The sequence below is a fragment of the Burkholderia sp. CCA53 genome (assembly GCF_001685525.1).
Lineage (GTDB): Bacteria > Pseudomonadota > Gammaproteobacteria > Burkholderiales > Burkholderiaceae > Burkholderia > Burkholderia multivorans.
Genome location: NZ_BDDJ01000001.1, coordinates 2912033 through 2926962 on the forward strand (window position 1 = coordinate 2912033; position 14930 = coordinate 2926962).

At 59.1% G+C, this 14930-nt stretch carries 10 protein-coding genes and 2 pseudogenes; 11 read left to right on the top strand and 1 reads right to left on the bottom strand.

Annotated elements, in window-relative coordinates:
* Nucleotides 1-662: 662 nt before the first annotated feature.
* From BCR55_RS30805 to BCR55_RS13550, 11 genes and pseudogenes are all read left to right on the top strand, one after another.
* Nucleotides 663-1154 (top strand): annotated as a pseudogene (locus tag BCR55_RS30805) (contractile injection system protein, VgrG/Pvc8 family); the annotation flags it as partial.
* Between the two features lie 57 nt (nucleotides 1155-1211).
* Nucleotides 1212-2471, top strand: a complete 1260-nt coding sequence (locus BCR55_RS13520; protein ID WP_065494115.1) for an IS256-like element IS1356 family transposase — start codon at nucleotides 1212-1214, stop codon at nucleotides 2469-2471.
* A gap of 40 nt (nucleotides 2472-2511) precedes the next feature.
* Nucleotides 2512-4713: pseudogene (locus tag BCR55_RS13525) on the top strand (DUF2345 domain-containing protein); the annotation flags it as partial.
* A 19-nt stretch (nucleotides 4714-4732) separates the two neighbouring features.
* Complete coding sequence (locus BCR55_RS13530; RefSeq protein WP_065494655.1) at nucleotides 4733-7072, top strand: DUF3274 domain-containing protein; 2340 nt, start codon at nucleotides 4733-4735, stop codon at nucleotides 7070-7072.
* Nucleotides 7069-8763, top strand: a complete 1695-nt coding sequence (locus BCR55_RS13535; protein WP_065494656.1) for a DUF2875 family protein — start codon at nucleotides 7069-7071, stop codon at nucleotides 8761-8763. Before BCR55_RS13530 ends, BCR55_RS13535 begins: the two co-directional genes overlap by 4 nt.
* Nucleotides 8764-8773: 10 nt before the next feature.
* Nucleotides 8774-9181, top strand: a complete 408-nt coding sequence (locus BCR55_RS13540; protein ID WP_139094033.1) for a hypothetical protein — start codon at nucleotides 8774-8776, stop codon at nucleotides 9179-9181.
* Between the two features lie 17 nt (nucleotides 9182-9198).
* A complete protein-coding gene (locus tag BCR55_RS30810) occupies nucleotides 9199-9459 on the top strand; it encodes a PAAR domain-containing protein (protein ID WP_083211819.1) in 261 nt (86 codons plus the stop codon).
* 472 nt (nucleotides 9460-9931) lie between these two features.
* A complete protein-coding gene (locus BCR55_RS33405) occupies nucleotides 9932-10126 on the top strand; it encodes a substrate-binding domain-containing protein (RefSeq protein WP_249485767.1) in 195 nt (64 codons plus the stop codon).
* A 163-nt stretch (nucleotides 10127-10289) separates the two neighbouring features.
* Complete coding sequence (gene arsN2, locus BCR55_RS30820; RefSeq protein ID WP_083211791.1) at nucleotides 10290-10733, top strand: arsenic resistance N-acetyltransferase ArsN2; 444 nt, start codon at nucleotides 10290-10292, stop codon at nucleotides 10731-10733.
* Between the two features lie 368 nt (nucleotides 10734-11101).
* Nucleotides 11102-12361, top strand: coding sequence for an IS256 family transposase (locus BCR55_RS13545; protein WP_065494658.1), 1260 nt, complete (start codon nucleotides 11102-11104; stop codon nucleotides 12359-12361).
* A gap of 137 nt (nucleotides 12362-12498) precedes the next feature.
* Nucleotides 12499-12975, top strand: a complete 477-nt coding sequence (locus tag BCR55_RS13550) for a hypothetical protein (protein WP_254661825.1) — start codon at nucleotides 12499-12501, stop codon at nucleotides 12973-12975.
* A gap of 6 nt (nucleotides 12976-12981) precedes the next feature.
* Here the strand turns inward: BCR55_RS13550 and tssF are convergent, their stop codons facing one another.
* Nucleotides 12982-14865 carry a type VI secretion system baseplate subunit TssF gene (gene tssF, locus BCR55_RS13555; protein WP_053299173.1) on the bottom strand — a complete coding sequence of 628 codons (1884 nt, stop codon included), beginning with the start codon at nucleotides 14863-14865 and terminating at the stop codon, nucleotides 12982-12984.
* Nucleotides 14866-14930: the final 65 nt, after the last annotated feature.

The window sequence follows — 14930 nt, forward strand, 5'->3', positions numbered from 1 at the left end:
CGATGGTCTCCAACGTATGGGCCGGTCTGCCCGGACGGGTGAGCGTCGGCTCGAAAACGAGATCGCGAATCGCTGATGGACGGGGCATCGCCGGCCAGCAGTGCGAGTCTAGTTAGACGACTTGAACAGCAACGTGGAATCCGATCGGCCGCGATAGCGCCGGCATCGGGCCGATTGGCGTCGAGAGAAACAGGGCGCCGAGAGGCCGTGCGGCAACACGCTCCTAGGTCTCCACCGAGCGTGCCAATGACTTTCACTCGGGACGACAGAGTGACCTGCCGTCTGAAGGGTGGTGGGGCGGGTACTGCGCGGACCGACTTAGTGTGTACGGAACGACCAGACGTTACGAATCCTTCCGCCGCGAAAGACGCGACAAAACGGGGTGCCGCTGCATATCAGTCTTGGTTGAATGCGTACAATTCGGCGGCGCGCCACCCCTGTCATTTTCCGGCGATTGCCGTCGAATTTGGTATCCTCTGATCAGAAATCGGCGGTTTGCCGGTCCCGACACGCGGCCCGATCGCCTGAATTCCAATACGTATTCAATAAGAATCGAGAGGGCGGCTGTGTCATTAAATGAAACAATACGCAGTTTCGCGGCGGGGGCCGTCGACTGGAATAATCGGCCGGTCGCGCTGAATTTCGGTCGGCTGCAAAGTAGCCTGGGGCCGCTCTTGGCCCTTCAGCACGCGAGCATTCGCGAAGCGCTGATGACCGGTATCTACGGGCATTTGACCTGTGTATCGACGCGTCATGATCTGTCGCCCCGGCTATTCCTTGGGGTGCCCATCTCTCTGCGGCTTGTCACCGATCGCGGGCAGCTTCGCTTCATCAACGCGATCGTGAAGGACGTGCAAATCGGCCAGAGCGACGGCGAGCTGTGCGTATACCAGCTCACGGTGTGCGACGCGCTGTCGCTGATGGACAAGCGCACCAATTCGCGCGTGTTCCGCAAGACGAGTGTCGTCGACGTGCTGGCGGTCCTGTTGAACGAATGGCGGCGTCGTAGTCCGGCGCTCGCGGCGGCGTTCGAGTTCGACCTGTCCGACCTTGATCGGAGCCGCTATCCGGTGCGTGAGCTGACCCGGCAGGTCAATGAGTCGGACGCGAAGTTTGTGCGCCGGCTGTTGCGCCGCGAGGGCATCAACATATTCGGAGCCTATCCGAACTTTTGTGTGTGAGGCATAAACTGATGGCCAAGGAGCCACGTTATGCCACGCAAACGCAAGGAAGAAGTGCCGGTAGAACCGGGCAAGGGATTGAACCTGGACCCGGAACTGATCAAGCAACTGGTGCCCGGGACGCTGGATCGGGCGACGATCAACGAACAGCTCGCGGCGCTCAAGAAGGCAATCTTCGAGCGTGCACTGGGCGGCGAACTGACCCACCACCTGGGCTACGAGAAGGGCGATGCCAAGCCGGCGGGCCGCACGAACCATCGCAACGGCACCAGCCGCAAGCGCATCGCAACCGACAATGACCTGCTCGACGTCGAGATTCCGCGCGACCGCGAAGGCACGTTCGATCCGGTGCTGATCGCCAAGGGCGAGCGACGCTTCACAGGCTTCGACGACAAGATCATCGCGATGTATGCCCGCGGCATGAGCGTGCGGGAGATTCAGGGCTTCCTGCTGGACATGTATGGCATCGAGGTGTCGCCGGACTTCATCAGCACGGTGACTGATGCCGTGATCGACGAAGTGCGCGAATGGCAGCAGCGACCGCTCGAGCCGATGTACCCGGTCGTGTTCTTCGATGCCTTGCGAGTCAAGATCCGCGACGAAGGCGTGGTGCGCAACAAGGCGATCTACCTGGCGCTGGGCGTGCGCCGCGACGGCACACGCGACGTGCTCGGCCTTTGGATCGAGCAGACCGAGGGCGCCAAGTTCTGGCTGCGGGTGGTGAACGACCTGAAGCTGCGCGGCGTGCAGGACATCCTGATCGCCGTGGTCGACGGCCTGAAGGGCTTCCCCGAAGCGATCAACACGGTGTTCCCGGAAACGACGGTCCAGACCTGCATCGTGCATCTGATCCGGAACTCGCTGGACTTTGCCAGCTGGAAAGACAGGAAATCGGTCGCAGCGGCGCTCAAGGAGGTCTATCGGGCACCGTCGGCCGAAGCGGCCGCCGTGGCGCTGGACGCGTTCGATACGAGCCCGTGGGGTACGAAATACCCTCCGATTGCCGCGCTCTGGCGCCGGGCCTGGGATCAGGTGATTCCGTTCTACGCCTTCGCGCCTGACATCCGGAAAATTGTATATACGACCAACGCGATCGAGTCGCTGCACATGCAGCTTCGAAAGATCATCAAGGCGCGCGGCCACTTCCCGTCGGACGAGGCCGCGCTCAAACTGATCTGGCTGGCGCTGCGCAACGTCGTGGCCAAGTGGACCGGCTCTCGGCACGATTGGAAGAGCGCGATGACCCAGTTCGCGCTGCTTTACCCGGAACGATTCAACATTGGAATCTGAATCTCAACCCGCCTCACACACGGAATTCCGGATACCTCCCATATTCGCGAAAGCCGGTCCCGCGAAGTCGCCGCGCAACCTTCATGACGAGACGCCCGTCCATACGCTCGTGTTTTGCGACAACCCGCTGCAATTGCCTGAGGCCCCGGCGGGCACGGTGCGCCTGCACCCGCGCGACGCCGCGACCGAGCAGCGCGACACCATTACGCTGTTTGCGCTGCACCAACAATTGATTTCCGGGCAGGCGAGTCGTCCATCGTGGGACTACAAGCAGGGACGTATCCACGATTCGGCCGCGACCGCGAGTATCGACCAAGGCGAAGCCGGCAACGACCTTGCGAACCTGCTAACGGACGTGGCGATCGACATTCCGCATGTCGGCGATTCGTGGGACGACCACGACCGCATTACCCGTGATCGGATGCTCGCGCATCAATTCGACGCCGAACGTTACGACGGCGTAAGTAGTGTGCGGGATATGCCGGTCGGGCACTGGTTCACGCTAGCCGGCGATGTCGATCTCGACATGCAGCCAGCCGAGAAACGGCAGTTCACGATCACGTCCTTGCATCACGAGGTCTGGAACAATCTGCCGAAGGGCTTGACGGAGCGAGCTCACGCGCTATTTGCCGCGAGCCGCAATCTGACGCTCGCCGCACCCGCATTGCCGGCTGCGTTTGACGCAGAGTCGGACACCCGCTACGAGAATGCGTTCACCTGCGTGCGGCGCGGGGTTCCGCTTACACCGGCGTACGATCCCAAGATCGACCTGCCGCCGGTCCATCTGCTCACGGGCGTGATTGTGACGCGCGACGATGAGGAAGTCGTGTGCGACGAACTCGGCCGGGTCTACGTACAGATACCGGGGCTCGATTCAGGCGATCACGCGCATGCGCAGGGCGCAGGAACCAACGGCAATGTCGGCGACAGTGCCCCGATTCGAGTGGCGTCCAGCTTGGCCGGGGCAGGCTTCGGCGTATCGTTCCTGCCGCGCGCCGGCATGGAGGTCTTGCTGGGCTGTATCGCTGGTGACCCCGATCGTTTGGTGATCCTGTGTGTGCTCGGAAACGGAGTGAACACGCCCGCGACGTTCAGTCATACAGGCTCGCTGCCGGGTAACCGTTTCGTGTCCGGAATCAAGACGCAGGAGATTAAGGGTCGGAAATATAACCAGCTCCGGCTCGACGATACGCCGCAGCAGATAAGCGCCCAGCTCGCGAGCGAGCACGCGCATTCGCAGTTGAATTTGGGATACCTGACCCAGCCGCGCAATAACGGCGTCGGGCAGGATCGTGGCGAAGGCGCGGAGTTGCGCACTGACGCGGCGGCGGCGTTGCGGGCAGCGCAAGGTATTTTGCTGACTACCTACGCACGTTCGCAGGCAAGTGGCGGCCAGCTTGATCGAGACGAACTGTTGCAGTTGCTCGGTGAGTGCACTGAGCTCTTCAAGTCGCTCGGCGACTACGCCGGACAACACGGCGGACAAACTGCGGATGTGTCGGGCCAGCAAGCCGTCGCGCAGGCGTTCAAGGGCTGGACGCCGGGCAGCGGCGCATCGGAATCGAGTGGCGCTGTCGGCGGTTCGCAGGCGCTGATGGCGCTCGGTGCGCAGGCCGGTTCGGTGAACGTAACGCCGAAGACACACGTGACGTACGCAGGCGAGAACATTGATCAGGTCGCGCAGCAGCATCTTCAGTTGATGAGCGGTCAGCGTTTTAATGCCACAGCAGGACAGGGAATGCAGTTGTTCGCGCGCGGCACTGGCGTGCAGGCCGTGGCCGGCGAGGGGCCAATGTTGCTGCAGGCGCGGGCCGACATCCTGACAGCGAATGCTCAAAAGGGCGTCAAGATCGCGACGAATGAGAACGAGGTGCTTGTCACCGCACCGACGATTCGTTTCGTCGCCGAAGACGGCAGCTATATCAAGATCGGCGGTGGCGTGACGCTCGGCACGAACGGCGACATCAAGTTGCTGTCGGCGTCGCATCAGTGGGGCGGGCCGTCGACGGAACAGGCCTCGAAAACATCGTTCACGAACCAACCGACCGACCAGCAGTTTCGTTTGCACTTTCCTGGACATACGCCGGAAACACCGGCGCTGGCGGCTAACCAGCAATATCGCATTGCGCTCAACGACGGTCGGATCATCGAAGGGAAGTCAGATGCCAGTGGGCTGACGGATCTGGTGAAGGACGACGTGATGCGCATCGCCAAGATCGATATTTTGAAGCCGTCGCTCTGAGGCGACCGGGGAGAATTCTATGGCCGAGACCAACAACGACTATCGTGTGCATGCTCAAGGCGCTGGCATCACGACTTCAAATCGTCCCGATGCCCGCAATGTGCAGTTGCCGGGTGACTTGCCGGGCATCGTGATTTTTATTCATGGGGTGAACGATCCGGGGGCCGTGTATTCCGTTGTCGAGCAAGGGCTGTGTCAAGGGCTCAATGAGCGCTTGTCGCGGACCGATTTGAAGGGAGGCAGCTACGGTGCCCTTTATCAGCGGGCAAAGGCTCAAAAAAATCCAGGCAAGCGGCAAGCGGAGATTTTGTCCGATCCTGACATGTATCTATACCAGCGTGCCGAGCTCCCTGGCGTTACGAAAAGTTTTTTTATTCCGTTTTATTGGGGGTTGCGTGTCGATAATCAAGATATCGCCAAATTGAATAAGCCCGGAATCGTAAAAAGTCGGGTAGCAGACGATCACGGCAACCTTATGACACGTGGCCAGTATCAGGATGTCAACGGAAATCGGCTAGATGCACACTTTGCAAAGTCTGGTGGATTCTTTGCCAACGCGACCAACAATATTCCGCAAATGTATGGTAAAGGTTTTGAGCCAGACTGGAAAACCAAACAAGTGGCGTTTCACGCATTAGGTGGAAACAGCGTGTATCCCGGACGGGCACCTGACCGGCGCTATTTCGTACTGGCAGCGACACGACTGGCGAATCTTATCAAGACGATTCGCGCGATCCAGCCGAAGGCGTTGGCCTCTGAGCACGGCATAGACCCTCGACATGAAACCATTACAGTGTTAGGCCACAGTCAGGGGACGATCATTACTCTGCTGGCACAGGCAATACTCAAGCAGCAGGGGCAGCGTTGCGTTGATTGCATCATTATGGTGGATACACCCTACAGTCTCTATGCAACGGAAGACGACGGCAACCAGACCGGGCACGGAAAGCTTAAAACTCTGATCGATATCGTCAATGCGGTCACGAGCGAACCGCATACCGTTCCCGATCTGGCAGATCTGCTGATTACTGCGGAGCGATCAGGTGGCCGGACAGGCGCGAACTGGAGCAAGACCTGCGGAAAGAGGCTGGACAAGAACGGTAAGAGTTGGATTACGTTCGACGAGCGAGACAATCGCGGTAAGGTGTATCTGTACTTTTGCCCTGAAGACACGGTGGTAGGTCTCAAGAAAGTGCGCGGGATCGGGACGTTCGGTGTGCCCGATGAAGTGCCGGCTGACGGGGCTGCTGCCAAACACGGTAAGACCATGCCCGCCATGACGGCCCTTGCGCCCAAGCGTTTCTATCAGCGCATGTGGACGCGGATGGAGCGCGATGATAGCGGCAAAGGCAAGTTCAAGAAGGTGCTGGTCGGCGTATCACCTGCACGGGTGCCTGTGCGCGACCGGTTCGAGCGACTTACACCTGGACCTGATACGGACGGATCCATGTTGGGCACGGTGCTTGAGTCGAGCAAGAATGCTGCTCTGCAGGCGTCATTTACTCGGAACGATATCCGCTTTATTAACGGTGAGGAACTGAAGCCGCCGTGCGAGCCAGATTTATACGGTGGCGAAATCGAGAAAGGTGGTCCACGTTCTGGCCACGCTGACGTGGCGGGGATGATGACGCCAGACGATGTCACGAAGAATGTCTCGTTGGGTAATCAATACGCGTCATTTGAATGGATTACCGTCGAATCGACGCGCAATCCGTTGGCTAACATTGAATCTTACAAGACGGCTTTCAATCACGGCAAGACAATTGACAATCAGTCGCAGAACTGGCGAGTGGTCCCGAACACCTCGGCGACGTCGCTCATCAAAAATGCGCTGCTTCCAGTCGTGCCGCCCGAGCAACTTATTCAACGAGAAGAAACTCCTAACGAAGCTCGCGAGCGCATGCAGCACGACCCGAAAGCTCGAGAAGCGAATAACTACCATTCGGGTGTGCTGCACAGTACGGAGAATCATCGGTGGGTTACCGCGATGGACGTCGCCATCGGCCAAGCGGTCACGCTCGATGATCCTGTTTGGCGAGAATTGCTGATCCTGATGGCGGACTGGAAAATGGTTCCGGCATCACTCGCCAAGATTCAGAAAAATCCAAATTATGGTCGCCTTGACTCCAAGATGCGGGATTTTATTCAAGCTTGTGCCGACTATTATATGTATGGAACTTTTCCTGAGGCGCACGTGTCTTCGACCCCGCCGCCGTTGGTAACCAGTGAATTGACATCAGCGGCCATCGCTGCACAAGAGAAGGCTCAGGCAGAGTACTACAAACAAGAGGCGCAGAAAGCCCAGATGATGTATGGGAATAAGACGATCGGGGAAGTCTTCCAAGGGATGCCGCGATGATCGCGAGACCGCGAATTTGGCCATATGCGGCCGCGTTTGTTGTGGTGGCGATAGTCTGGACCATCTTTGTGATGGCGCGGCACTACAGTTATTGGCAAACGACAGGGCAGGAGATGCCGCAAATGGGAAGTAGCATTCGGAATGGTGTGCTGGCGGTCTTGGCTTTGGCCGCTTTGGCGTACGGCGCGAGCGTCGCTTGGTTGCATCGATCTCCCGTGGCGACTGCCGCCACGTCCGACCGGCTGGTTCCGGGCAGTCAAGAGAGCGGCGCAGTCGTAACGCACGGCTTCAACGGCTCTCGCACAATGTTGTCACGGACCGGACAGAGGTACGTGCTTGAGGTTCGTGGAATGGGGATCGTGGTGGGCGAATATGCCGACGAGGAAATCTGGCGCGAGATCGAAAAAAAGGCTGACAACCATGCATCGTATGTATCGGCAAATCCCGAAGACTACCCGGATAGTGACGATATCCGAATGGCTGATCTTCGTGTGTCAACCACGTTGTCATTCAAGGAAGGCGGTCGTCATGCCGTCGAATACTGGCCGGTGCCAACCATTGTCTGGGGGCCACCGAAAGACAAGGGAAATAGTTTCCGTGCGGCAAAAAGTATTGCTGATGGCCGGCAACAAGCAAGTCTTGGCGTGACACTTTTCCTTTGGGAGGCGGACGCCAATACTAGCGACGGTGCGGCAATGATCGATAAGCTGTTCGCATTCTTCGACTCGCATCCGGATGTTCCGGCGGCATTGGTCGTCAGTCAGGACGGATCGATGCTGCGTTCGCTTCTTGTTGCGCCTGGCAGTGGCGGACCCTCTAGCGCGGGACACGTTGTTCCGGACTTGCCGGACAGTATGGGTGCCATCCTCGTGTCCCGTTCGGATCGAGTGGACAAACTTATTCGTCCGTACGCCGTCGAGCAGACTGCGCAAATCAACCGGAATAGTACCGAATACGACATCATCAGGTTGTGGAATTTCTTTTGGGAGCAGAACGACGATCGCGGCCCTGACAGCTTCACTGCCCATTACCTCGAGCAGGAAAAGCGGGCTGGCGTTCTGTATCCGGGAGCGATCGGTGTGATGTCGTCTACTTGGTGGCAGGCGAAATTGCCGGAGTTCTGGAAAACCATCGACAACAAAGGGCCGGGTCAGTTCACGCCGACGCCGTACATTCCAGTGCGCTGGACGACATGGCAGGTCAAGCAATTCGATGACGCGCCCCTGCTCGGTTATCTCCATCGCCCGGTGGACGTGAAGTTGACCGACGATCACGGACAACCGCTCAAGACTGCGGCTCAGGCAGCAGCGCTGAAAGCGGGGTGGGAGCAGGCCGTCGCAACGTTGCCAGACGGGAAGGAGCCGAAACGCGTGTTTTACGATACGACTGGCGATCGGCTGTGGGCGGTGCCGCTGAATCAGGCGCTCGCGCAAGTGGGCACCGCTGCCCCGAGCCTGAGCGACGTCAAGGATGGTTACGATATCGGCGCTCGCATTGGTAACACTGGTGTGAGTTCGCCACTTGTACAAATCGGTTTGGCACTGATTGCAGGCTATCAGGATGGTGGAGCGAGTGCGACCGTCAACCGGCGGCCTAATGGTACAGCGAGCATCATCATGATTAGCCCGCCCGACGCTACGAGTAAAGCGGCGTGGGCTCAAGCGAACAACGGCGCGAATCCGTTCAAATGATAGCTATATCGTGAACGCCGTGAAAGAACCCGACCATCAGATCCAATCCACGGACGCGAAACCTGACGACATTCGTGAATGGATGCCGCCTTCGCCGGTGCGTTCTGTTTTGTTTATGGCGACCTTCATCGGCTTTTGGATGTTCTACCCCTTCGGAGTTTGCGCGGCGCTCATTCATGGCATGGCCGGTGTCAACGGTGCCGATTGGTGGTGGGTATGGACCTTTCGAAGCACGGCGTTGTTGCTTGCGCTTCACTGCGTGTATGCCTTTATCACGTCGCCTTGGGAAAAGCGCGGTCCCGGATACCGAGGCTATGTTGTCAATAGCGTTGCGCTGATGGCGGGCATTGTTTTCCTCGTCTGGACCGGACCGGAAGTAGTCGCCGCGGCGTTCGATCCTCGGTATGGTTTTGAGTAACCTCGGAGAGTAAGTCGATGAGAGGCGTGATTCGAGTGGGCGATTCGACGGATCATGGTTGTCAGGTCAAGACTGGTAGCGAACGATCGGTGGTAATGGGGCGTTCAGTTGCTCGGGTCGGCGATCGTTGTACTTGCCAGGTAGGGCTTGGCGAATGCGAAATTCTTGAAGGTGATAAGGGCATTCAGATTGACGGAAGAGCCGTCGCCTTCGACGGTCACAGGACGTCATGTGGGGCCGCTCTGATTTCTTCGATACCGACATCTGGTCGAACTTAGACGACTGCAGGCTATACCGGGCGGCATTGCTGCCGCGAGCCGTTTTTCGTGCACTAGAGATTGCTACAGCACGTGGCGGGACCCTTGTCGGACGAAGCGATCTGCCGCTGCTAGTTGCCAGTTTTCTGGTGAAACATCTGGCAGAGTTCCGGCTGGCATATCCTCGCGTCCAGTTGTGCGTTTCTGGACAGGCTCCGCAGGTTTCCCTTAGCGAAGAGAGGCGGATATCGCCTTACGGCCGGTTCGTCCGGAAGAAGCGACCAGTGTGGTGCGCGAGGTGGGGCATATGCCGTTCGAGCTGTACGCAAGGAGGAACTATCCGCACCTGCATAATCCGTCTGCCGGGGAGTTCATCGCCTACGACGCCGAATTCGCGACGTGCCACAGCAGAAGAGGTTGATAAGCGTTGCAAGGGGGGGCTATTGCATGCGAAATCGGCGGCCATCTTTCGGCGATTCAAGCTGGCGCTGGCGTGGCCGGATTACCGTGCTTTGTCGGCGACGCCGATGCGGATTTCCAACGAGTCACATACGACGGCGACCTGATTTCGCGAGATATCTGGATGGTCGGGCATCGCGACCGGCGTCGGTCACCACAAGTACGGGCAGTCATGGAGTTCTTGCTGAAAATCGTCGGAGAAAGTTCCACCTTCGCAACACGCAAGTAAAAGCCGGATGTCCGGACTACTGTTTTTTCTGAGCGAGTTCGCGATGCGAGCCCCGGCGGCGACGACCGTAGCTCGTTGCGTCCGGAACTAGCATTCGGAGGAGTATCAGCAACCCGCCATCTTGGGGAAGATCGTGTCTGTTGGCGATATCTATGGAATCCGTATGAACGCACCTCAAATTCGTCGCGCGCACCCAGTCGACTATCCCATCGTACGCACACTGCTTGAAAGCGAAGATCTGCCAAGTGAGGATGTGACGGTCGAGAGAATCCCGCACTTCTATGTTGCATCTGTTGCCGATGGAAGCATCACGGGATGTGTTGCGATCGAGCATTGCGGGACGAATGCTCTGCTGCGATCGCTAGCCGTCGCTCGTGGCGCTCGCCGTGAAGGGCTGGGCCGTGCCCTTGTGACCGCGGCGGAGCAGAATGCACTGGCTCACGGTGTGCGTCGTCTATTCTTACTCACAACGACCGCCGCCGACTATTTCGAGAAAATGGGATATCAGAGGGTCGACAGGGCGGTAGCACCGGGCGAAATTCAGTCCAGTTCGCAATTTGCTTCTCTCTGTCTGGCCTCGGCGACATGCATGACGAAGCCGCTATAACAATGCACGGAGCGCGTCGAATAGCCGCGTCGCATCGAACCCGCTGTTGCGTTCGTGTCGGTAGATCTCAAATCTCAATTAGCAACGCAGATTTCGGCGCAGGTTTTTGCAGAGGCCCACAGATGGCACCGCTACGTCATCAACGCGGGATTGAGGATTGCGTCGGGAGACATCGCGGTCGTGAATCAGGCAGAAAGTTGCCTATGCTGCCGAGTCTATCAGTGCGGTGCAATATGCGGCCGAAGTTGCTCCAGCGGCCGATGAAGGGTGCGCGCGTGAAGCCGTCGCGGCCCGTCCGAAATGGCAATATCCGAGCCTATCCGAACTTTTGTGTGTGAGGCATAAACTGATGGCCAAGGAGCCACGTTATGCCACGCAAACGCAAGGAAGAAGTGCCGGTAGAACCGGGCAAGGGCTTGAACCTGGACCCGGAACTCATCAAGCAACTGGTGCCCGGAACGCTGGATCGGGCTTCGATCAACGAGCAATTCGCGGCCCTGAAGAAGGCGATATTCGAGCGTGCACTGGGCGGTGAACTGACCCACCACCTGGGCTACGAGAAGGGCGAAGCCAAGCCGGTAGGCCGCACGAACCATCGCAACGGCACCAGCCGCAAGCGCATCGCAACCGACAATGACCTGCTCGACGTCGAGATTCCGCGCGACCGCGAAGGCACGTTCGATCCGGTGCTGATTGCCAAGGGCGAGCGACGCTTCACAGGCTTCGACGACAAGATCATCGCGATGTATGCCCGCGGCATGAGCGTGCGGGAGATTCAGGGTTTCTTGCTGGAGATGTACGGCATCGAGGTGTCGCCGGACTTCATCAGCACGGTGACTGATGCCGTGATCGACGAAGTGCGCGAATGGCAGCAGCGACCGCTCGAGCCGATGTACCCGGTCGTGTTCTTCGACGCCTTGCGAGTCAAGATCCGCGACGAAGGCGTGGTGTGCAACAAGGCGATCTACTTGGCGCTGGGCGTGCGCCGCGACGGCACACGTGACGTGCTGGGCCTCTGGATCGAGCAGACCGAGGGCGCCAAGTTCTGGCTGCGGGTGGTGAACGACCTGAAGCTGCGCGGCATGCAGGACATCCTGATCGCCGTGGTCGACGGCCTGAAGGGCTTCCCCGAAGCGATCAACACGGTGTTCCCGGAAACGACGGTCCAGACCTGCATCGTGCATCTGATCCGGAACTCGCTGGACTTTGCCAGCTGGAAAGACAGGAAATCGGTCGCAGCGGCGCTCAAGGAGGTCTATCGGGCACCGTCGGCCGAAGCGGCCGCCGTGGCGCTAGACGCGTTCGATACGAGCCCGTGGGGTACGAAATACCCTCCGATTGCCGCGCTCTGGCGCCGGGCCTGGGATCAGGTGATTCCGTTCTACGCCTTCGCGCCTGACATCCGGAAAATTGTATATACGACCAACGCGATCGAGTCGCTGCACATGCAGCTTCGAAAGATCATCAAGGCGCGCGGCCACTTCCCGTCGGACGAGGCCGCGCTCAAACTGATCTGGCTGGCGCTGCGCAACGTCGTGGCCAAGTGGACCGGCTCTCGGCACGATTGGAAGAACGCGATGACCCAGTTCGCGCTGCTTTACCCGGAACGATTCAACATTGGAATCTGAATCTCAACCCGCCTCACACACGGAATTCCGGATACCTCCGGGGGGTATGGGCTTCGTCATGCGACAAGCTTCATCGCCTCGTCCCAGGCTTTCTGCTTCAATGTCGCGCCTGCGCCGAACCAGGCGGCGTCGAGGCGGTGACCGATCCGACGAAGCAGGACCATGACTACTACTACGGCGGACTCGGTATCGGTTACGGCCTGGGGCTGAAAATTCCCAAGATCAGGTTTCCGAAATTCACTACCCCCGAGATCAAATTGCCGCCCATTGGCGGGCGCGATGCCGCCGCCGCTGGCGCGGGCGTACATACGCCCAGTGGCGGTTGGGTCTATATGACCCACGCATTCCAGGGCAAGGAGCTGAGCGCGAACGATTTTCGCGGCGCGACCGTGTATCTGGACGCTTCCTTGTCGGCGATCATCGGTCAGGCGGGCGACATCATGCTGATGGGCATCGATTCGGCGATGCTCGCGCTCGGACTATCCAGTCCCGCATTGAGTATGCTCGCCGAGGAGGCGATCGCCAACGCCCCGGTCTTGCTGATTACGCACGGACGCACCTATGGATTTCAGGCCGGGTTTGGCGTCGGACTGCTGGTGGGTTATGTGCACTGAAGCGCGTTAGAGCAACGCGCGCGTACCGGGACGGGCCTCGCATCGAATCAATTCTTGATCGGTTTGCGCTGACCTGATCACGAGTTGCACATAGCTGTTCGTCGGTGCGTAAGGGGCAAAGAGGCGGTCGAGTATTCGCGCAAACGTGTTGAGCGCAATGGCGCGTAGCGCGGACTCGTCGATCGATACGAGAATTTCGATGCCGCGCACGAAGGACTGCATCTTGCCGTCGAGCGACATCCATTTCATGGCAGGCTTGTAACCCAGGCTTCGTAGCGCGTCGATACCTTGCTGTGCGACGATCGCCGCGCGCGGTGCATGAAGGCGAAGAAAGGCCTTGAGTTCGCCAAGACCCTGCCGTGAGAGATCGAACGGTTGAGGCGAAAAGGTGGCGAGGACGCGCCAAAGCGCCCCTTCGCCGCGCGTCAACGTCATGGGAGCGGTCGGTCGCGTGAGCAAGCGAATTGGGCAAGGCAGCGCGGCCCCTTCGTTCAGCAGGTCGCCTTGCGGGTCGCCGAGCGGCAATCGAGATGGAAGATCGCCATTCGTGGCGAGCAAATCGATCTCGACTTGCGGCTGCTCCGGCCTCGCTGGCTGACCGTCGAGTCCGACGAGCGACAGCCGCCACGGGCTTTGGCGGGGATTGAATAAGGTGACGTCGCGATCTCGAGAGAGCAGCCAGTAGACCTTTTGCGAACTCAAGCTGTGACTGAACGCCCGGTATGGCGGCACGGGCGTCCGAGGCGTTTGAGATGCAGACGAGAACGATTTCATCTGCTCGTCGATCGCGGACTTCTCGCCGAGAAAGACTTGATCTATCGCATAGAGATCGGGGGGCACGCCCTTTTCTTCGAGGGGAAGGGGCGTAATCGGATAGGCGCGGTCGGTGTCAGTCAAGAGGATCGGTGCCGCCGCGCGCTCGAAGAGGTTGATTATCGGTGTACAGAACAGCTTGAACGTGCGCGCGCTGACCGCCCCCAGCATTTGCGAGATGGCTGAATCGGTCGGCGTGTCGCGTACCACAACGTGCAAGGTCAACTGGCGTGCGTGAGGGGCGCTGGCCGCCCGCCGAATCCGCGCGAGATCGATGTCGATGAAATCGAATTTTTCCGGGAAAGCGAAATATTCGAGCAGATACTGGAACGACAGGCCTGCGCTGCCGGCGTCGTCCGGCAGAAGCGCTTCATTGTCATCAAAACCGACCGCTTCAAACGGTACTTTGGAAAGCGCGCGCCAGCGCCCGTCGTGATCGACCTCAACGAATGCACTGGCCGCACGCAATAGCAGCGTGTCGGTGAGGGCCGCGATCACCGGACGTTCTCCCGAGAGATGCACGCGGATCGGCCCGGATGGAATAGATGCGTCGAAGTGTCCTGTCGCAGACAGCGAGGCGAAGGTAACGGACAGAATTCCCGTCGCATCTGTGCCGAGCCGGATCTTGGCGGGGGCGATAGTGGTTGGTGAGTAGCGGGCGGTGTCGACATGCAGCGGCGTCAGAGTGACGTCGTAAATCGTCTTGAATCGGCAGAGTGCCGCTCGTGCGTCCAGTGGCGTACCGCGTGGAATGACAAACGGTCCTGTCAGATTGCCGAACTGACCGGTCGGGTCGATTTCCGCGATCGCGCACGACGGGATGCATCGCAGATATTGCGGGTAGATCACGCCGAGCAACGACTCGATAAATTCGGGATAGTCGTCGGTCAGCCGGGTATCGAGCGCCGAAGCCATGAAGGCGAACGTCTGGACCAGTCGGCTGATATGCGGATCATCCACCTGCCCGCTCTGGATGCCGAGCCGGGTGGCAATTTTGGGAAAGCGCTCGGCAAATTCCGTTAGTTTGCGGGCCAGCAGTCCAAGCTCGTATTCAAAATGCGGCAACAGTTCGTCCATCGATACTCCGGGAATACTGGCTCCTGGGGAAACTTGAAGTTCCGTTAAATTGGCGGATCGATGAA

Bases quoted from the DNA above. Each gene is read 5' to 3' on its own strand.
- tssF (WP_053299173.1), bottom strand. From the start codon at position 14,865: ATGGACGAACTGTTGCCGCATTTTGAATACGAGCTTGGACTGCTGGCC.
- BCR55_RS30810 (WP_083211819.1), top strand. From the start codon at position 9,199: ATGAGAGGCGTGATTCGAGTGGGCGATTCGACGGATCATGGTTGTCAG.
- BCR55_RS13545 (WP_065494658.1), top strand. From the start codon at position 11,102: ATGCCACGCAAACGCAAGGAAGAAGTGCCGGTAGAACCGGGCAAGGGC.
- BCR55_RS13535 (WP_065494656.1), top strand. From the start codon at position 7,069: ATGATCGCGAGACCGCGAATTTGGCCATATGCGGCCGCGTTTGTTGTG.
- arsN2 (WP_083211791.1), top strand. From the start codon at position 10,290: ATGAACGCACCTCAAATTCGTCGCGCGCACCCAGTCGACTATCCCATC.
- BCR55_RS13520 (WP_065494115.1), top strand. From the start codon at position 1,212: ATGCCACGCAAACGCAAGGAAGAAGTGCCGGTAGAACCGGGCAAGGGA.
- BCR55_RS13530 (WP_065494655.1), top strand. From the start codon at position 4,733: ATGGCCGAGACCAACAACGACTATCGTGTGCATGCTCAAGGCGCTGGC.